This window comes from Lysobacter rhizosphaerae, from assembly GCF_054779795.1.
In genome coordinates, this window is the sequence record NZ_BAAGXO010000003.1 from 178,663 (window position 1) to 197,902 (window position 19,240).

The 19,240-nt window shown below is 65.4% G+C and carries 14 protein-coding genes; 1 reads left to right on the forward strand and 13 read right to left on the reverse strand.

Going from position 1 to position 19,240, the window contains the following annotated elements; all coding sequences use genetic code 11:
- Positions 1-46: 46 nt before the first annotated feature.
- The gene (locus tag ACYVGE_RS05785; RefSeq protein WP_460727936.1) at positions 47-1,726 is read left to right on the forward strand and encodes a long-chain fatty acid--CoA ligase; all 1,680 of its coding nucleotides are present in this window, start codon (positions 47-49) and stop codon (positions 1,724-1,726) included.
- A gap of 193 nt (positions 1,727-1,919) precedes the next feature.
- On the opposite strand, the gene ACYVGE_RS05790 is transcribed toward ACYVGE_RS05785, so the two are convergent.
- From ACYVGE_RS05790 to dnaJ, 13 genes are all read right to left on the reverse strand, one after another.
- Positions 1,920-2,978, reverse strand: coding sequence for an HD domain-containing phosphohydrolase (locus ACYVGE_RS05790; protein WP_460727938.1), 1,059 nt, complete (start codon positions 2,976-2,978; stop codon positions 1,920-1,922).
- A gap of 119 nt (positions 2,979-3,097) precedes the next feature.
- Positions 3,098-4,606 carry a lysine--tRNA ligase gene (lysS, locus tag ACYVGE_RS05795; RefSeq protein ID WP_460727940.1) on the reverse strand — a complete coding sequence of 503 codons (1,509 nt, stop codon included), beginning with the start codon at positions 4,604-4,606 and terminating at the stop codon, positions 3,098-3,100.
- 84 nt (positions 4,607-4,690) lie between these two features.
- A protein-coding gene (gene prfB / locus ACYVGE_RS05800; protein ID WP_310052748.1) for a peptide chain release factor 2 occupies positions 4,691-5,819 on the reverse strand; the annotation gives its coding sequence in 2 pieces (ribosomal slippage) (positions 4,691-5,743 and positions 5,745-5,819; 1,128 coding nt in all).
- A 72-nt stretch (positions 5,820-5,891) separates the two neighbouring features.
- On the reverse strand, positions 5,892-6,515 hold the full coding sequence (locus ACYVGE_RS05805) for a YkvA family protein (protein WP_460727943.1): 624 nt from the start codon (positions 6,513-6,515) through the stop codon (positions 5,892-5,894).
- Between the two features lie 74 nt (positions 6,516-6,589).
- On the reverse strand, positions 6,590-8,314 hold the full coding sequence (gene recJ, locus ACYVGE_RS05810; RefSeq protein WP_460727945.1) for a single-stranded-DNA-specific exonuclease RecJ: 1,725 nt from the start codon (positions 8,312-8,314) through the stop codon (positions 6,590-6,592).
- A complete protein-coding gene (locus tag ACYVGE_RS05815; protein WP_460728426.1) occupies positions 8,311-9,240 on the reverse strand; it encodes a phosphoglycerate mutase in 930 nt (309 codons plus the stop codon). The genes recJ and ACYVGE_RS05815 overlap by 4 nt, the downstream gene beginning before the upstream one ends.
- Positions 9,241-9,253: 13 nt before the next feature.
- Entirely contained in the window at positions 9,254-9,730 is a 477-nt protein-coding gene (gene greA, locus ACYVGE_RS05820) for a transcription elongation factor GreA (RefSeq protein ID WP_310052755.1), read from the reverse strand.
- Positions 9,731-9,834: 104 nt separating this feature from the next.
- On the reverse strand, positions 9,835-13,086 hold the full coding sequence (gene carB / locus ACYVGE_RS05825; protein ID WP_460727947.1) for a carbamoyl-phosphate synthase large subunit: 3,252 nt from the start codon (positions 13,084-13,086) through the stop codon (positions 9,835-9,837).
- Positions 13,087-13,093: 7 nt separating this feature from the next.
- The gene (locus ACYVGE_RS05830; protein ID WP_460727949.1) at positions 13,094-13,552 is read right to left on the reverse strand and encodes a DUF6973 domain-containing protein; all 459 of its coding nucleotides are present in this window, start codon (positions 13,550-13,552) and stop codon (positions 13,094-13,096) included.
- Complete coding sequence (gene carA, locus ACYVGE_RS05835) at positions 13,549-14,670, reverse strand: glutamine-hydrolyzing carbamoyl-phosphate synthase small subunit (protein ID WP_460727951.1); 1,122 nt, start codon at positions 14,668-14,670, stop codon at positions 13,549-13,551. The genes ACYVGE_RS05830 and carA overlap by 4 nt, the downstream gene beginning before the upstream one ends.
- A gap of 239 nt (positions 14,671-14,909) precedes the next feature.
- Positions 14,910-17,138, reverse strand: coding sequence for a DUF1631 family protein (locus tag ACYVGE_RS05840; protein ID WP_460727953.1), 2,229 nt, complete (start codon positions 17,136-17,138; stop codon positions 14,910-14,912).
- Between the two features lie 158 nt (positions 17,139-17,296).
- Positions 17,297-18,007, reverse strand: a complete 711-nt coding sequence (dapB, locus tag ACYVGE_RS05845) for a 4-hydroxy-tetrahydrodipicolinate reductase (RefSeq protein ID WP_460727955.1) — start codon at positions 18,005-18,007, stop codon at positions 17,297-17,299.
- 95 nt (positions 18,008-18,102) lie between these two features.
- A complete protein-coding gene (gene dnaJ, locus ACYVGE_RS05850) occupies positions 18,103-19,233 on the reverse strand; it encodes a molecular chaperone DnaJ (protein WP_460728428.1) in 1,131 nt (376 codons plus the stop codon).
- Positions 19,234-19,240 lie beyond the last annotated feature (7 nt).

A 19,240-nucleotide genomic window follows, 5' to 3' on the forward strand; every position in this document is an offset into this window, starting at 1 on the left:
ATTCGCTGCGGCGTACGACAAATCGCCGATTAAAGAGGGGATCGCGATGAGCAATGAACGTCCTTGGCTGGCCGAATACCCGGCAGGCGTGCCGGCGGAAATCGACGTCAATGAATTTCCGTCCGTGGTATCGGTGCTTGAGAAGGCCATCGACACCTATCGTGATCGCCCGGCATTCGCCAACCTGGGCAAGGTCCTGACCTACGGCGACATCGACCGCCTGAGCAGGCAGTTCGCCGCCTACCTGGTGGGCGAACTCGGCCTCAAGAAGGGCGATCGCGTCGCGATCATGATGCCCAACTGCCTGCAGTACCCGGTCGCGATTTTCGGCACGCTGCGTGCTGGCCTGACCATCGTCAACGTCAATCCGATGTACACGGCCCGCGAACTCAAGCACCAGCTGGTCGACTCCGGCGCCAGCGTGCTGGTGGTGCTCGACAACTTCGGCCATACCGTGCAGGAAGTGGTCGCGGAAACCTCCGTCAAGCAGGTGATCACCACGGGCCTGGGCGACATGCTCGGTTTCCCCAAGGGCTCGATCGTCAACTTCGTGCTGCGCCACGTGAAGAAGATGGTGCCGGACTACGACATCGCCGGCGCCACCCGCTTCCGCGATGCGCTCGTCATCGGCCAGCTCAAGACATTGCCTGCCGTGCAGATCGGCTCGGATGACATCGCATTCCTCCAGTACACCGGCGGCACTACCGGCATCTCGAAGGGGGCGATGCTCACCCATCGCAACCTCGTCGCCAACATGCAGCAGGCATCCGCGTGGATCAACGCCAACATCAGGATGGGCGAGGAGATCATCATCACGGCGTTGCCGCTGTACCACATCTTCGCGCTGACGGCGAACTGCCTTGCCTTCATGAAATTCGGCGGGCTGAACTACATGATCACCAACCCGAAGGACATGCCCGGGTTCGTGAAGGAACTGAAGAAAGTGCCCTTCACGGCGATCACAGGCGTCAACACGCTGTTCAACGGCTTGTTGAACACGCCCGGATTCGACCAGGTGGACTTCTCGAAGCTGCACCTCACGCTCGGTGGCGGCATGGCCGTGCAACGCGCGGTGGCCGATCGCTGGAAGCAGGTCACCAAGGTGCCATTGATCGAGGCGTACGGCCTGACTGAAACCTCGCCCGCGGCCTGCATCAACCCGTTGGACCTGAAGGACTACAACAGTTCGATCGGCCTGCCGATCCCCTCCACGGACGCCTGCTTGAAGGACGAGGACGGGCGCATGCTGGCCACCGGCGAAGTCGGTGAACTGTGCATCAAGGGCCCGCAGGTCATGAAGGGTTACTGGCAGCGTCCGGAGGAAACCGCCAAGGTCATCGACGGTGAAGGCTGGTTGCACACCGGCGACATGGCGAAGATGGACGAGCGCGGGTACTTCTATATCGTCGATCGCAAGAAGGACATGATCCTGGTCTCGGGCTTCAACGTATATCCGAACGAGGTCGAAGACGTGATCGCCATGATGCCCGGCGTGCTGGAAGTCGCCGCGGTAGGCGTACCGGACGAAAAGTCCGGGGAAGCCGTCAAGGTCGTGATTGTCAGGAAGGATCCTTCCCTGACGGCCGAACAGGTCAAGGCCCACGCGCGAGAGAATCTCACCGGCTACAAGCATCCCAGATACGTGGAATTCCGCACCGAACTGCCGAAGACCAACGTGGGGAAGATCCTGCGCCGTGAGTTGCGCGATCCCACCCCTACCACCTGATACGGCAAGGAAATCTTCCTTTTTGCGCCCGCTAGGCCCAGGCCTTGCGGGCGTTTTGCTTCAGGGGCATGCGCAGCGGATCGCAGTACAGCGGTACGGCCGTCAGCCAGTGTGGTGATGACTATCGAGACCGGTTCCTGAGCGTGCTCGTGACCGGACAGGCCTCACCGCTTACAGGACGCGGATCATCCGATCACTCCGTACCGGGGCGCCTTGCGATGCGGGAATAGCGCTGGCAGATGTCTTCGAGGCGCTCACGGCTGCTGATCAGGCTGTCCACGCATCGCGGGTCGAACAGCCGTCCTCGCTGAGCGTACAGGTAGCCCAGTGCCGCTTCCATCTCCCACGCGTGCTTGTAGGGCCGGGGCGAAATCAGGGCATCGAAGACGTCGGCCACGGCCACGATCCGCGCCTCCAGCGGGATTTCGTCCCCGATGAGCCCGTCGGGATAGCCGCTGCCGTCGTAGCGCTCATGGTGGCGCAATGCAATCACCGCGCCGGCCTGGATGAAACGGTTCTGGCTGCCGCTCAGCAGTTCGTGCCCGATGCGGGGGTGCTGGCGCATGACGGCGACCTCGTCTTCCGTCAGCGGGCCCGGCTTGAGCAGGATCGAGTCGGGAATCGCGATCTTGCCGACGTCATGCAAGGGCGCGGCCATTTCGACCAGACGGGCCTCGTCCTCGGACATGCCCAGTTGCTCGGCGATGAGGCCGGCCACGTGCGCCATGCGTTCCAGCCAGGCACTCGTGCCGGCATCGCGGTATTCGATCGCGCGTGCGAGGCGGTGCAGCGTTTCGCGTTCGCGCTCCTCGACCTCGTGCATGCTGGCCAGCAGTCGCTGTTCCAGCGACATCGCACGCTGCTTCACGTTCTCGGACTGCTGCCGGAGCTGCAGCAGGTTGCGACAGCGTGCGCGCAGCTCGCGCGGACGCACCGGTTTCACCAGGAAATCGATCACCCCGGCATCCAGGGCGGCCTGGCGCACGGGTTCGTCGCCTACGACGGTGACCAGGATGATGGGGATGTCGCGATGCAGGGGCGTGCGGCGGAAGCGGCGCGCGAATTCCAGCCCATCGATGCCCGGCATGCGGTAATCGAGCAACAACAGGTCCGGCTGGTTCGACTCGCACCAGTCCAGCGCGACGGCCGGCTCGCCAAAATCGTGCACGCGCAGTTCGGAACCAATGTCTTCGATGATGTGGCGCAGCATGGTCCGCGCCGACGTCTGGTCATCGACAATTACGACATCCACGCATCATTCCCCTAATGGCCAACGCCGCGGTGCCTTGCAGCTTCGCGGAGCATAGCGCGGCCGGGTAGCAATTGGGCAGCGGTACCGCCTGCCTTGCCCGGGGATTTACGTGCTTGCGTTCAGGCCTCGGGGCGCATGTAGGGAAACAGCAATACGTCGCGGATCGAAGCCGAGCCCGTCATCAGCATCACCAGGCGATCGATGCCGATCCCCAGGCCACCCGTGGGCGGCAGGCCGACTTCGAGTGCGCGGATGTAGTCGGCGTCGAAATGCATGGCCTCATCGTCGCCGCCCTCCTTCGCCTCCACCTGCGCCTGGAATCGGGCGGCCTGGTCTTCGGGGTCGTTGAGCTCGGAGAATCCGTTGGCCAGTTCCTTGCCGTTGACGAACAGTTCGAAACGGTCGGTGATGCCCTTCTCGGTGTCGCTCTCGCGCGCGAGCGGCGAGACTTCGACCGGATAGTGCGTGATGAAGGTGGGCTGCTCCAGCTTGCCTTCGACCGTCTTCTCGAAAATTTCCAGCAGCAGCTTGCCCCAGCCGTATCCGGCCTTGACCGGGATGCGCAGGCGCTCGCAATGCTTCACCAGCGCGTCGCGGTCGCGGCAATCGGCGGCGCTGATTTCCGGATTCTTCTCACGCACGGATTCGTCCAGGCGCCAGCGGCGGAAAGCCGGGCCGACGTCGATGGTGGCGCCGTCCCATTCCATCATCGTGGTGCCGAGTACCTCGATCGCCACGTCGCGGATCAGGTTTTCGGTCAGGTCCATGACTTCGTTGTACGTGGCATAGGCCTCGTACAGCTCGAGCATGGTGAATTCCGGATTGTGGCGCGTGGACACGCCTTCGTTGCGGAAATTACGGTTGATCTCATAGACACGCTCGAGGCCTCCGACCGTCAGGCGCTTGAGGTACAGCTCCGGGGCCACGCGCAGGAAGAGCTCGAGATCCAACGCGTTGTGGTGCGTGACGAACGGCTTCGCCGCGGCACCGCCGGGGATGTAATGCATCATCGGCGTTTCGACTTCGAGGAACCGGCGCGCGTCGAGCCATGCACGGATCGCACGGATGATCTTGGAGCGCTTCACGAACACTTCGCGCGATTCCGGCGACACGATGAGGTCGACGTAGCGCTGGCGGTAGCGTTGTTCGACGTCGGCGAGCCCGTGGAACTTGTCGGGCAAGGGACGCAGCGACTTGGTCAGCAGGCGCAGCTTGTCCGCCCTGACCGACAGTTCGCCGGTCTTCGTGCGCGTCAGCACGCCTTCGGCAGCCACGATGTCGCCGGCGTCCCAACTCTTGAACGCTTCGTAGACATCGCCCAGCACGTTGCTCTGCAGGAACAACTGGATGCGCCCGGTCTCGTCCTGGATCTGCACGAAGCTGGCCTTGCCCATCACCCGCTTGAGCATGATGCGCCCGGCAACGGCGACGCGGTGCGCCTTGGCTTCCAGCGCTTCGACGCCCCACTGCTCGACCCCGGCGTACTGGTCCTGCAGGTCGCCGGCGTAATCGGCACGACGGAAGTCATTCGGAAACGCCACGCCCTGTCCGCGCAGCGCCGTCAGTTTGGCGCGGCGCTCGGCGATCAGGAAGTTCTCATCGGGCGGCAGGGTCGTGGCGTCGGTCATCGTGGTGTCGAGTGAGTGGTGTTGCGATTGGCCCCGGGAGCATCCCGGGGCGGAGGGGCTGGCGCGAATCCGTCCGCCAAGGTATCAGGCCGCGTCGATGCGTTTCGAGCCCGCTTCAAGGCCCGCCTTCAGGCTGGCTTCGACGAACTCGTCGAGGTCGCCGTCCAGCACCTTCTGCGTGTCGCTGCGCTCAATGCCGGTACGCAGGTCCTTGATGCGGCTCTGGTCGAGCACGTAGTTGCGGATCTGGCTACCCCAGCCGATGTCGGACTTGGTCGCTTCGACCGCGTCGCGTTCGGCGTTGCGCTTCTGGATCTCGAGTTCGTACAGCTTGGCCGCCAGCATCTTCATCGCGTTGTCGCGGTTCTGGTGCTGGCTGCGGCCGGTCTGGCACGCCACCACTATCCCCGAGGGAATGTGGGTGATGCGTACCGCGGACTCGGTCTTGTTGACGTGCTGGCCGCCAGCGCCGGAGGAGCGATAGACGTCGGTGCGCAGGTCCGCCGGATTGATGTCGATGTCGATGTTGTCATCGACTTCCGGCGACACGAACACCGAGGTGAAGCTGGTATGGCGGCGGTTGTCGGAGTCGAACGGCGACTTGCGTACCAGGCGGTGCACGCCGGTTTCGGTCTTGAGCCAGCCGTAGGCGAAGTCGCCCTCGACGCGCACGGTCGCCGACTTGATGCCGGCGACGTCGCCGCCGCTGGCTTCCATCAGTTCGGCCTTCCAGCCGCGCGATTCGGCCCAGCGCAGATACATGCGCAGGAGGATTTCGGCCCAGTCCTGGGCCTCGGTACCGCCGGCGCCGGCCTGGATGTCGACGAAAGCATTGGCCGAGTCCATCTTGCCGGAGAACATGCGCCGGAATTCCAGCTTCTCCACTTCCTTGGCGTAGCTCTCGACGTCGTTGACCACCGCCACGGCGGTGTCCTCGTCGTCTTCCATCTCGGCCAGTTCCAGCAGTTCGCCGGCACCGACGAGTCCGTCGGTGAGGTCGCGGATGCCGTTCACGACCCTTTCCAGCTGCGAACGCTCGCGGCCCAGGGTCTGTGCGTATTCCGCGTTATTCCAGATATCGGGGCTTTCCAGCTCCCGGTTTACTTCTTCGAGACGTTCGACCTTTTGGTCGTAGTCAAAGGTACCCCCTAAGCGCATCCAGCCGACCACGAAGGTCGGCGATGCGCTGGCGGACGGGATTGAGTTCGATCATGTCCGGTTTGGTTCGATCAGGAAACCGGAAATTCTAACAAACCGCCCGGGACCGTGCCCTCGGATTTTCCTGTCAGGAGACCTTGAATCCGGGCCGCCAGCCGGTGTTCGTATAGCTGCGGACCGATCCGTAGCCGCTGCTGCTGCCGTATCCCCGCCCGAAGCCGGAGCCCTCCTCGCGTTCACGACGACGGCGCATGCGTTCCTGCAACTCCTCGCGGCGGCTGTCCAGCCAGTTCGCCCGGCCCACGGTGTCCGGCGCCAACCCACGCCGATCGGCCTCGTTCTGGCGGAATTCGCAGAAGTCGGCGTAGGCATCGATCTCGTGCTGCAGCTCACGGGCGGACAGCTCGATCATGATCGCGTCGTCCAGGAAGCCCAGGACCGGCACGTCGTCCGGAATGGCGTCGCCAGGCACGGCAAAGTAGACCAGGGCGCAGCGCACATGCTTGGCGTCCGCCTCGGACATCGCCCAGCCTTCGTCCCGGAGCATGGCGATCAGCGTGTCCAGCAGGAACAGCCGCTGCTTCACGAATTCGGGCGGATTGCTTTGCTGCGCATTCGACAGCAACTGCGTCGCCCCATCGATGATCTCCTTGTTGGACTTGCCTTCGGCCATTGCCCGCGCTTTATCGGCAGCGCGGTTGAAGTGCTCGAGATCCTTGTCCGACAGCTCGATATTGACGGTCATTGGCATGGCACGGCTCCATGGGGGAACATTCAGCTTATGTCCACGTTTGTTGGCTTTCCGTCAATTGGACAAACGGCTGATCAGGGCTCCCGGTGGACCACCACCAACTGCACGGCCTGGCCGCCTCGATAGTCGTCAGGTTCGAGCCGGTACGCGATGCGGACCCGCCCCGGCGGAGGCTCACCGCCCCAGCCACCGAACTCGATGGCATTGAGGCGCCTGCCGCCTAGGCCCAGTTCGAGCTTGAGATGGCGCTCGCCCAGTACCCGCCAGGACAGCACCTCGAATTCGCCATCGAACTGCGGTTCGGGAAACCCCTGCCCCCACGGCCCGCCGTCGCGCAGCGCCTCGGCCATGGCACGGTCGAACTCGTTCGCCGCCAGCTCGCCGTCGCTGAGCACATCGGCTTGCAGCAGTTCCGGAGTCAGCGCGGCGGCCGCGCATTGCTCGAAGGCATCGGTAAATGCCGCCAGGGATTCGAGATCCAGCGACAAGCCGGCAGCCATGGCATGGCCGCCGAAGCGCCCGATCAGGTGGGGATGACGCGCGGCGACGTCCGCCAGCGCGTCGCGGATATGGAAACCCGGGATCGAGCGGGCAGACCCGCGCAACACCTGGCTTCCCGGCTCGGCCGGCGCGAAGGCGATCACCGGGCGGTGCAGCCGTTCCTTCATCTTCGACGCCACCAGCCCGACCACGCCTGGGTGCCATTCGGGGTCGTAGAGGCAGAGCGCGCTGGGGGCGAGCCCGTCCAGCGGCGCCACGCGCGACAGCGCCAGTTCCGCTTCCGCGGTCATCTGCTGCTGCACGGCGCGACGCTCGCCATTGATCTCGTTGAGCGTGGCAGCGATGTCGCGGGCCTGCTCGAAGTCGTCGGTCAGCAGGCATTCGATGCCCAGGGCCATGTCCTCGAGCCGGCCGGCGGCATTCAGTCGCGGGCCGATCGCGTAGCCGATATCGGCGGCGGTCAGTCGCGACGGGGCGCGCTGCGAGACTTCGATCAGGGCACGCAGGCCGGCGCAGCCCTGCCCCGCGCGCAGTCGGCGCAGACCGGCACTGACGAGGGCGCGGTTGTTCACGTCCAGCGGCACCAGGTCGGCGACGGTGCCGACCGCGACCAGGTCCAGCAATGGCAGCAGGTCCGGCTCGCCCTTCGTGAATTCGCCCGTCGCGAACCGCCCTGCTGCGCGAAGATGTTTCCGCAACGCCAGCAGCACGTAGAACATGACGCCGACGCCGGCGAGCGCCTTGCTGGGGAATGCGTCGCCATGCTGGTTCGGATCGACGATCGCATCGGCCGCCGGCAACGTGTCACCGGGGAGATGATGGTCGGTGACGAGCACCTTCCAGCCTTGCGCCTTCGCGACGGCAATACCGGCATGGCAGGCGATGCCGTGATCGACGGTCACCAGCAGGTCGGGCTTCAGCGCCGCGAGCTCTTCCACCAGCGAAGGCGACAGACCATAGCCATGCACCATTCGATTGGGCACCGCATACGAGACATGTCGCGCGCCGAGCAGGCGCAGGCCGCGGACGCCGACCGCGCAGGCGGTCGCACCGTCGCAATCGAAATCGCCGACAACGACTATATGGCTGCCATCGGCCATGGCATCCGACAGCAATGCGATCGCCGCATCCATCCCGAGCAGATCGGGCGGCAACAGCTTCGCGAGCCTGGGCTGGGCCTGCTCCAGGTTGACGGCCCCGCGTGCCGCATACAGACGCGCGAGCAGCCCCGGAAACCCCTCGGGCCAATCGCTGGTCCCGGCCGGCGGGCGGCGGACCAGCCGCGGTTTCGCTTTCATGCCGCGATCGACGGCAATGGGCGGCGCCAGAAGCGCCAGCGTTGACCTGGTCGCAGCACGAACCGGGTTCCGTCGGCGAATTCGAGCGAAGCGGTTGCGACGTCACCGGAACGCAGCGCACCGAGCAGCGGCTCCATCCATTGCGACTGCAGCAGCGCCAGATCGCGCATGTAGCGCAAGTCGAAAACGCTCTGACCCTCCACCTGCTCCCACCGCCCGGGCAGCGGCATCGCCACCGCCTTGGCCATCGTCGCGAAAGCCTGCATGGCGTCGTCGTCGCTGAAGATCGCGGTGTGCGTCGTGGTGACATGGTCCGGCATTGCGCTCGCCCCCCAGAACCACAGCGAATTCACCGGTGCCTTGCCGGCCGCGGCGCGTCGGGCATTTACGGGGTGGTTGTGCAGAACGACCTGTGCCTCGCTCAGCAGGGCGCGCCAGCGCCGGCCCTCGGGACCGTCCGGCAAATGCTCGAACAGGTCCGCGCCCAGCGCCTCATCGGGGCCGTGGAAGACCGGCAGCCGCGCTTCGCGAGGCAAACGCAGATACCAGCGCGAGGGCACAGGGGCGTCGATCGTGAAGCCGGTATCTCCGAACAGGGGCCGCAATGGCCGCAGCAGTTCATCGGCTTCTTCCGGTGTCAGCGCGAGTGCGGTGCCATAGGCCAGCAACCGCGCGCCATTGATATCCGGTCGCACGTAGGCCGGATCCGCACGCAACCAGGCGGACTGCGAAGCGTCGCCGGCGTCGCGCTGCCGCGTCACGGCCGCCACGGGCCAGCCGCGCGGCAGGATGTCGAACAGGCGTGCGGCCTGTGCGCCCGCCAGCGAGTCGCGATCACCGCGGCCAAGCGCTTTCGCCACCTCCGGCGTCAGGCGCTGCCCGCCGAAACTGTCGCGGGCCGGCAGCAGCAGTGTTGCCGAGATCATCCGGGTCAACGGCTCAGGCCTGGTAGCTGACGCCGATGATTTCGTATTCGCGGGTGCCGCCCGGCGCCTCGATGGTGACGGTATCGCCCTCGTGCTTGCCGATCAGGGCTCGCGCCACGGGCGAGGAAATCGCGATCAGGCCCATCTTGATGTCGGCTTCGAGGTCGCCAACGATCTGGTAGGTCTTTTCTTCGTCCGTGTCGGCATCGGCCAGTTCGACGGTCGCGCCGAAGACGACGCGGGAACCGGCGTTGAGCGACGACACGTCGATGACCTGCGCATGCGACAGCTCGGCCTCGAGCTGCTTGATGCGGCCTTCGATGAAGCCCTGCTGCTCACGGGCCGCGTGGTACTCGGCGTTCTCCTTGAGATCGCCATGGGCGCGCGCTTCGGCGATCGCATTGATCACGGCCGGGCGCTTGACCGACTTCAGTTCGTCCAGCTCGGCGCGCAGGCGTTGCGCGCCTTTCATGGTGATGGGTGCTCGCATTTTCCTTCCAGGTGCCTGCCGCGCGTCAGCGCGGCCTTTCTGTGGCGATTCTGGCCCAGATCGCCCGGGCCGTCATCCCGTCATGCGCCGCTATGAGGGCGAAATCAGGCGGTTCCGTTCACTTCAGCGTGGAGTTCCTGCAACGACCACACCGGACCGGTGCCGCGGTAATCGAGCGAATTCACCAGCGCACGGGCACCGGAGACCGTCGTCGAATACGTCACGCGCTGCTGCAGGGCCTCGCGCCGGATCGAGAACGAGTCGGTGATCGCCTGGCGGCCTTCCGTGGTGTTGACGATATAGACGACCTCGCCGTTCTTGATCAGGTCGACGATGTGCGGACGGCCCTCGAGCACCTTGTTGATGCGCTCGCACGCGAGCCCGTTCTCCGTCAGGAACGCATGCGTACCCTCCGTGGCCACCAGCGCATAGCCACGCTTGATCAGGTCCTGCGCCACCGGCAGCACGCGCTGCTTGTCGGGGTCGCGCACCGAGATGAAGACCTTACCGGTGGCCGGCAGGGCCTTGATGCCGCCGGCTTCCTGCGCGCGGGCCATCGCCGCGCCGAAGTTGCGGCCCACGCCCATCACTTCGCCCGTCGAGCGCATCTCCGGGCCGAGGATCGGATCCACGCCCTGGAACTTGGCGAACGGGAAGATCGCTTCCTTCACGGAGTAGTAGTCGGGAATGATTTCCTTGACCGCGCCCTGCTCCGCCAGCGTCTGCCCGACCATGCAGCGCGCCGCGATCTTCGCCAGCGGCATGCCGGTTGCCTTCGACACGAACGGCACGGTGCGCGAGGCGCGCGGATTTACTTCGATCAGGTAGACGGTGTCGTTGCCGGCTTCGTCGAAGGTGATCGCAAACTGGGTGTTCATCAGGCCGACCACATTGAGCGCCTTGGCCAGTGCCACCACCTGCACGCGCAGCTTGTCCTGCACTTCCTTCGACAGCGAATACGGGGGCAGCGAGCATGACGAGTCGCCCGAGTGCACGCCGGCTTCCTCGATGTGCTCCATGACGCCACCGATCAGAACGTTGCCGTCCTTGTCGGCGATGACGTCGACGTCGACTTCCACGGCATTGTCGAGGAAGCGGTCGAGGAGCACCGGCGAGTCGTTGGATACCTTCACTGCGTCGCGGATGTAGCGGGTCAGGTCCGAGTCGCCATGGACGATTTCCATGGCACGGCCGCCGAGGACATAGCTCGGGCGAACCACCAGCGGATAGCCGATCTGCGAGGCTAGCAGCAGCGCCTCTTCCGGATTGCGCGCGGTGCGGTTGAGCGGTTGCGCCAGGCCCAGGTCCTGCACCAGCTTCTGGAAGCGTTCGCGGTCTTCGGCGAGGTCGATCGAATCCGGCGAGGTGCCGATGACCGGCACGCCATTGGCTTCCAATGCGCGGGCAAGCTTGAGCGGAGTCTGTCCGCCGTACTGCACGATCACGCCCTTGGGCTTCTCCAGGTCGCAGATCTCCAGCACGTCTTCGAGCGTCAGCGGCTCGAAATACAGGCGGTCCGACGTGTCGTAATCGGTCGACACGGTTTCGGGATTGCAGTTGACCATGATGGTTTCATAGCCGTCCTCGCGCAGGGCGAGCGCGGCATGCACGCAGCAGTAGTCGAACTCGATGCCCTGGCCGATGCGGTTCGGGCCGCCTCCGAGCACGATGATCTTGTTGCGGTCGGTCGGCTCCGCTTCGCATTCGTCCTCGTAGGTCGAATACAGATAAGCGGTGCTGGTGGCGAACTCGGCAGCGCACGAGTCGACGCGCTTGTACACGGGCCGGACCTTGAGTGCGCGGCGCAGCGTGCGCACGGCGGTTTCGTCGGTAGCGGTGAGCTGGGCCAGGCGTGCGTCGGAGAAGCCCATGCGCTTGAGGGCGCGCATGCGCTTCGCATTGAGCGACCCGAGTCCGCCAGCGGCGACTTCCTTCTCGGTGGCGATGATTTCCTCGATCTGGTCGAGGAACCACGGATCGACGAAGGACATCGCATGAACGTCTTCAACGCTCATGCCAGCGCGGAAGGCGTCGCCGATATGGAACATGCGCTCCGGACCCGGCTCCTTAAGCTCGCGCCTGAGCTTGGCCATGTCGTCGTCGCTGGACAGGTCGAGGCCGGTCGGATCGAGTCCGACCTTGCCCGTCTCAAGGCCACGCAGCGCCTTCTGCAGCGACTCCTGGAAGGTGCGGCCCATCGCCATCACCTCGCCCACCGACTTCATCTGGGTGGTGAGGCGGGCATCGGCCTGCGGGAATTTCTCGAAGGCGAAGCGCGGGATCTTGGTGACGACGTAGTCGATGGTCGGCTCGAACGATGCCGGGGTCTTGCCGCCGGTGATCTCGTTGCGAAGTTCGTCCAGCGTGTAGCCGACCGCCAGCTTGGCCGCGATCTTCGCGATCGGGAAGCCGGTCGCCTTCGACGCCAGCGCCGAGGAGCGCGAGACGCGCGGATTCATCTCGATGACGACGACGCGGCCGTTGGTGGCGTTGATGCCGAACTGCACGTTCGAGCCGCCGGTGTCCACGCCGATCTTGCGCAGCACCGCGATCGAGGCATCGCGCAGGCGCTGGTATTCCTTGTCGGTGAGGGTCTGCGCCGGGGCGACGGTGATCGAGTCGCCGGTGTGTACGCCCATCGCGTCGAAGTTCTCGATCGAGCAGACGATGATGCAGTTGTCCGCCTTGTCGCGGACCACTTCCATCTCGAATTCCTTCCACCCCAGCACCGATTCCTCGACGAGGATCTCGTGCACGGGCGACAGCTCGAGGCCGCGCTTGGCGATCTCCTCGAACTCTTCCTTGTTGTAGGCGATGCCGCCGCCGGTACCGCCCAGGGTGAACGACGGGCGGATGATGGTCGGATAGCCGACCTTGGTCTGGATCTCGACGGCCTGTTCGAACGTCCGCGCGACTTCGGCCTTCGGGCATTCCAGGCCGATGTCCTTCATCGCGATGCGGAACAGTTCGCGGTCTTCGGCCATGCGGATGGCATCGCGCGAGGCGCCGATCAGTTCGACGTTGTACTTCTCCAGCACGCCGTTGTCGGCGAGGTCCAGCGCGCAATTCAGCGCGGTTTGGCCGCCCATGGTCGGCAGCAGCGCATCTGGCTTCTCCTTGGCGATGATCTTCTCGACCGTCTGCCAGTTGATCGGCTCGATGTACACGGCGTCGGCCATGTTCGGGTCGGTCATGATCGTCGCGGGGTTGCTGTTGACCAGCACCACGCGGTAGCCCTCGTCGCGCAGGGCCTTGCAGGCCTGGGCGCCGGAATAGTCGAATTCACAGGCCTGTCCGATGACGATCGGACCGGCGCCGATGATCATCACGGTCTTGATATCAGTGCGCTTGGGCATGGTGTCCTCAGTAAAGTCGTTCCCGCCACGCGCGGGGCGCGAGCCAGGTAATCTGCTCGGGCGACCTTGCATCGATCGCACCATTCTTCACGGCAGCAAGCACGGCTTGCTGCATTGCATCCCAGCTTTCGGCCGTCGCGCCAATGCGCGCGCCGAGCTGGTTGTTGTGCGCGTCCATCGCACGGGCGGCGTTGCCCTGCCCGCCCTGCTCCATCACTGCCGTTACCCAGTCCACGCAACGCGGCGACAGGGTGTAGGCAACGATGGCGCTGGCAAGCGAGTGGCGGTAGGCGTCCGCCGGGCCATTGCGACCGCCCGGCAGGCCGGCCTTGAACCACTGCGTGTACGTCGCCGTCATGACGAAGGCAGGGTACGCGCCAAGCAACACCGCAATGACGGCCATCCTGACAACGGCTGGCCGGCGCCAGAAGCGCTTGCGGGTCGGCTTGGCGGCAACAGCCTTCACTTCGCCTGCATCGACGCGACGAAGCGGTCGAACAACGGTCCTACGTCATGCGGCCCGGGACTCGCTTCCGGATGGCCCTGGAAGCTGAAGGCCGGGGCGTCGGTCAGTTCGATGCCCTGGTTGCTGCCATCGAACAACGAGCGATGCGTCACCCGCACATTGGCCGGCAACGTGGATTCATCGACCGCGAAGCCATGATTCTGCGAGGTGATCATCACGCGGCCGCCGGCCAGGTCCTGCACCGGATGGTTGGCGCCGTGATGGCCGAATTTCATCTTCATCGTCTTCGCGCCACTGGCCAGGCCGAGCAGCTGGTGGCCCAGGCAGATGCCGAAGGTCGGAATCCTGCGATCGACGAATTGCCTGATCGCGGTGATCGCGTAGTCGCACGGTTCCGGATCGCCGGGACCATTCGAAAGGAACACGCCATCGGGATTCATCGCCAGCACATCGGCGGCCGGCGTCTGCGCCGGCACCACGCTCACGCGGCAGCCGCGCTCGGCAAGCATGCGCAGGATGTTGTGCTTCACGCCGAAGTCGTAGGCGACCACGTGGAACTTCGGATCGGCGTGCACGAAGACGTTGTTGTCGAGATCGAGCTGGCCGTCGCTCCACTCGTATGCAGTGGGCGTGGTGACGACTTTGGCCAGGTCCATGCCCTTGAGGCCAGGGAACTTGCGTGCGGCTTCGAGCGCCTTGTCCACGTTGATCTCGCCCGCCATCAGCGCACCGTTCTGCGCACCGGTATCGCGCAGCAGTCGCGTCAACTTGCGCGTGTCGATATCGGAGATCGCGACGATGCCGCGTTTGGCCAGCCATTCCGGCATCGATACCTGGCTGCGCCAGTTGCTGGGACGGCGCGGGACATCGCGAACGATCAGGCCGGACGCCCAGACCTGGTTGGCCTCGTCGTCCTGCTCGGTCATGCCGGTGTTGCCGACGTGGGGATACGTCAGGGTGACGATCTGGCGGGCGTAGGACGGATCGGTGAGGATTTCCTGATAGCCGGTGATGGCGGTGTTGAACACCACCTCGCCCACCGAAAGGCCGGGCGCGCCTGCGGAAATGCCCTCGAAGATCGTTCCGTCTTCGAGTGCAAGGATTGCGGGTTCAGTCACTGGGATCGCCTTGGCAGCTGGGGGGACTGACCCCACCAGGCCGGCAACCACGCATTCGCGAGTACGGAACGCAGGCTGCAGCAAACCGCGGACTCGGGTCAGTACCGGTCCGACGGGTGGGGTTCAGGCGAGCGGGAATTGTAGCGATGGCGAGGCGAATACGCCAGCGCGAATTTCACCCACCGCAAAGCTGCAACGGCATGCGGCTGCAAGCGCTCTGCCGGGACGACCCCTTGGCGTCAGGCGGTGGCGATACCCGGGGGCGATCCTTCAGCAACGGAATCGGCGGGGGCCGGGGCCGTACTGACCTTGAGCTTGCCCATCACCTGGTGCATGGCGTCTTCGAAGGCGGTGCCGGCTTCACGCAACTGCAGGCGCCCAATTCGCGCCATCGCGGCCAGTTCCTCGGCGGAGGCCACGAGCACACGGATGCCGCGCCGGTTCACGAACAGCAGGCGCGAGGAGATCGGGCTGATCCACGACACCTTGGCGGGCTCGACCCGCCCGCTCTCGCTGGTCAGCTGCACCCAGGTGCCGACTTCGAGCGCACGCATGCGTTCGGCCATGTCCGGATCGAATTCGAGATTGTCCTTGCCTCCGACCAGCTGCAGTTCCGCCGGATCGGGAGCCGCGGTCTCGGGAGCCGGAACCTGCGACATCGGAAGCTGCTCCGCGACCGCGGCGGCACTTTCGCCCGCCGATACCCGCTGGAGGGTGCGCTGCAGTGTTGCGAGCACCTCATCGGCCGCATGGCCATGGACGCCTGAGCTCTCCAGGATCGAAGCCATGACCGCGCGCGGCAGCTCCGGGAGTTTCTCGAACGGCACGCCCAGTTCGGCATGGTCGAAACTCACGAGCAGCGAAGTGACCGCGTTGATCGCTTCGGCGTAACGCGGCGCGTCCTTGCCCTCGCGCAGGACCAGCTGGGTGAGATGGTGGGCGGTATAGCCATTGATGAAGGCATCGAGCGCGGGCGGCAATTCGCGCGTGTCGCGACTGACGGCCAGGTCCCCGGCAACGCCCTCGCGTGCCTGTTCAAGCCGCTCCTTGCCGCGCTGGGCTTCCGCGGCACGCCGCTCGGTGACTTCGATGCGCTTGCGGTGCTGCTCCATGAAGGAACGCAGCTCCTGCTCCAGCGTCTCGAAGATGGCGACGTCTTCGTTGAATTCGGCAACGAGCCGGTCGATGGTGCCGTCCACGCGCGCCATCAGCTCGCGTTCCTGCGGGCTTTCGCCGCGATTGCCTTCGCTGGCCTCGGCGACCACGTTGAGCAGCCGGCGGGCCGGATGGGCCTTGTACAGGAACAGGCGGCGGTCCTTTACCGCGACCTTGATGTACGGCACCAGCAGGCGATTGATCTTGGTCCGGACGTCCGCTTCGAAATGACGCTCATCGAGCAACACGTCGAACAGCATGCCGACGAGATCGACGGCGTCGTCGTCCATGTTGGACAGGGTCAGGTTGTCGCCGCCCATGCCCAGGCGGCGTGCGCCCGTCAGCAGGTCGCGGCGCAACTGCTCGGCCAGGGGGACTCGGGAATCCGTGGCAACGTTTTCGTAGGGTTTTGCCGGCTCGCGCTGCAACTTCGACAGCACCGTCATGACATCCGAGGTGCTCATGCTCGGTCCGGTTTCGGCCACGCGCCCCGGATTCATCGCCTGTCGCCAGGATTGCAGCAACCCCAGCAGGCTGGAAAACATCATCTGGTCGCCTGGGCCGGTCATGCCGAACTGGGTGGCGACGGCGTTGGCGACAGCCACGGTCGCGGCATCCCCCGCGCCGGGTTCCCCGGCCTGCTGAGTGGGCTGCGGGAGCGGCTCGGCGCGCTTGGTCGGCTTGATGTGCGGCAGGATGCCTGCGGAAACGAGTCCCGAATTCAGCCGGTCGTACAGCGGGGCCAGCGCAGACGAAAGCTCGCGCTCGAAGAACTTGTACAACACGATGCGCACGCCCGTGGTCACGTCCAGGGCCGTCAGCGCCGCGCCCAGGCCTTCGGCAAGGAACTTGGGGCCCACCGGGTTATCGCGGGCGGCGAGCACCGGGCGTTCGGTCAGCGCCGCCAGTCGCTTGTCGAGCAATTCCAGTGCCGGTGCGTGGTATCGGCTCAGGCCATCGATGACCTGTTCGGTGGCGAGCTGCTCTTCCAGGGCATCGTCGGATACCAGGCTGAGCGCGGATGCGTCGGCGGCGCGCGTCCCCATCGGTGCTTCACCCAGACGGCGGAATGCTCCCGCGAGGGACTGGTCGAAACGTTGGGATATCTGGGCGCGAGCGCGGCGGAGGTCGCGCAGGGCCGTGAGCTCCGTGCCCGCGCCGGTCTGGCTGCTGTCAAACAGGTAATCGTCCGCGCGGCGCAGTACGCGCTCGAGCGCGAGGCCCAGTTGTTCCTGGCTGATGCGCTGCATCGCGGCGAGCAGCAGCTGTGGATCTCGGCTTCCTGCCGGAAACGAATCTCCCTGCATCGTCATGCTTTACCCCCTGGTTCAGACCGCATCCTATCGGCGCCCAAACTAATGGCATGGTGACGCAGTTCATGAAGCGTTTACTTGCCGTCTGTCGGACGCGCCGCGCAAGTTCTGGAACGTGCGCGCGGTCACGGTCGGCGCAGGGCCTGGAGCACGCTGGGTCAGTCCAGCAGGTCACGCAATTGGTATCGGCCCGGTGCGCGTCCGGCAAGGCGCGACGCCGCGTGCAGCGCGCCACGGGCGAAGATGTCGCGATTGGTGGCGCGATGCACGAGCTCGATGCGCTCGCCCAGCGTCGTGAACTGGACCAGGTGCTCGCCAACGATGTCCCCGGCACGCAAGGACGCGTATCGCGGGTGCGCCCCGCCCCGCTCCGCCGCGGCTCCAAGGGCGAGCGCGGTCCCGGACGGGGCATCCTTTTTGTGGACATGGTGCGATTCGACGATGTCGCAGTCCCAACCCACCAGCGCGGCCGCCGCGCGCTCGACGAGTTCGCTCAGTGCGGCCACTCCCAGGCTGAAGTTCGCCGCCCACAGGACTGGGATGCTGGCTGCGGCTGCGTCGATGGCTTCCAGCTGCGCTGGCGACAGACCCGTCGTGCCGGAAACCAGCGCGGCATTCCGCGCGACGCAGGCGGACAGGATTCCGTCGAACCCTTCCGCCAGGCTGAAGTCGATCGCGACGTCGAACTCGGGCAATCCACCCAGCTCGCTCGCGGTGAATTGAGGAATGCCGTCGACAGCACGCGAAGAGACCTTGCGCGAAACCGCGGCGACGACCTGCAGATCCTGACGTTCGGCAGCCAGCCGCAACAGCGCCTGGCCCATGCGCCCGGAGGCGCCGTGGATGGCAATTCGGGGATGCGTTTCCATGTGCGCAGGCTAGCGTGTCGGGCGATTGTTTCCCAGCATCACCCACGAAACGAGGTGCGCAACCCGGGTCCCGGCTTGGCAGACACCGCTTCGATTCAGGAGGTCATCCGGTCCCAGAAGCCCTTCACGCCATCGATGAAGGTCGACGAGCGCGGTGAATGCTTGCGTGCGCCGTCGCCGACGAAAGTCGCCTCGAACTGCTCCAGCAATTCGCGCTGCTCGGTGGTCAGGTTTACCGGTGTTTCCACGACGACGCGGCAATACAGGTCGCCCGGGGAGCGGCTGCGCACCGATTTGACGCCACGATCGCGCAGGCGGAACTGCTTGCCGGTCTGGGTCTCGGCGGGAATGCGCAATTCGACTTCGCCATCGAGCGTGGGCACGCGTACGGAGTCGCCCAGCGCGGCCTGCGAGATACGGATCGGCACGTCGCAGTGCAGGTCGTCGCCGTCGCGTTCGAAGATCTCGTGCGGACGCACGCGGACCTCGACGTAGAGATCGCCCGGAGGCGCACCTGCCGGGCCGGCTTCGCCCTCGCCCGTGAGGCGGATGCGGTCGCCGGTGTCGACGCCCGCGGGAATCTTGACCTGGAGGGTCTTGGTACGTTCGACCCTGCCCTGCCCGTGGCAGTCGCCACAGGGACTGGCGATGGTCTTGCCGCGGCCACCGCAATGCGGGCAGGTCTGCTGCATCGAGAAGATGCCGCGCTGGAAACGCACCTGTCCGCGGCCATGGCAGGTTTCGCAGTTCTCCAGCTTGCCATCGGAGGAACCACTGCCCTTGCAGGACTCGCATTCGTCGAGCGTGGGGATCTCGATTTTCCTGTCGATCCCGCCGACCGCTTCCTCCAGCGACAGCTCCATCACGTAGCCGATATCGGCACCGCGGCGTGGGCCACGGGCACCCGTGCCACCTCCGAAGATGTTGCCGAAGATGTCGCCGAAGATGTCACCCATGTCGGCGTAACCCGCGCCGGGACCACCGCCGCCGCCCATGCCGTGTTCGAACGCGGCGTGGCCGTGCTGGTCGTACATGCGGCGCTTGGAACCATCCGACAGGACTTCGTAGGCTTCCTTGCATTCCTTGAACGATGCTTCGGCAGCGTGGTCGCCCGGGTTGCGATCCGGGTGGTACTTCATCGCGCAGCGACGGTAGGCCTTTTTCAGGTCTTCATCGCTGGCCTCGCGGGCCACACCCAGGACTTCGTAGTAGTCGCGCTTGCTCATCGTTGCT

What these genes read in the sequence shown, in the direction of transcription:
- ACYVGE_RS05785 (WP_460727936.1), top strand. Translation starts at nt 47, where the DNA reads ATGAGCAATGAACGTCCTTGGCTGGCCGAATACCCGGCAGGCGTGCCG.
- lysS (WP_460727940.1), bottom strand. Translation starts at nt 4,606, where the DNA reads ATGACCGACGCCACGACCCTGCCGCCCGATGAGAACTTCCTGATCGCC.
- ACYVGE_RS05805 (WP_460727943.1), bottom strand. Translation starts at nt 6,515, where the DNA reads ATGCCAATGACCGTCAATATCGAGCTGTCGGACAAGGATCTCGAGCAC.
- recJ (WP_460727945.1), bottom strand. Translation starts at nt 8,314, where the DNA reads ATGAAAGCGAAACCGCGGCTGGTCCGCCGCCCGCCGGCCGGGACCAGC.
- ACYVGE_RS05815 (WP_460728426.1), bottom strand. Translation starts at nt 9,240, where the DNA reads ATGATCTCGGCAACACTGCTGCTGCCGGCCCGCGACAGTTTCGGCGGG.
- greA (WP_310052755.1), bottom strand. Translation starts at nt 9,730, where the DNA reads ATGCGAGCACCCATCACCATGAAAGGCGCGCAACGCCTGCGCGCCGAG.
- carB (WP_460727947.1), bottom strand. Translation starts at nt 13,086, where the DNA reads ATGCCCAAGCGCACTGATATCAAGACCGTGATGATCATCGGCGCCGGT.
- ACYVGE_RS05840 (WP_460727953.1), bottom strand. Translation starts at nt 17,138, where the DNA reads ATGACGATGCAGGGAGATTCGTTTCCGGCAGGAAGCCGAGATCCACAG.
- dapB (WP_460727955.1), bottom strand. Translation starts at nt 18,007, where the DNA reads ATGGAAACGCATCCCCGAATTGCCATCCACGGCGCCTCCGGGCGCATG.
- dnaJ (WP_460728428.1), bottom strand. Translation starts at nt 19,233, where the DNA reads ATGAGCAAGCGCGACTACTACGAAGTCCTGGGTGTGGCCCGCGAGGCC.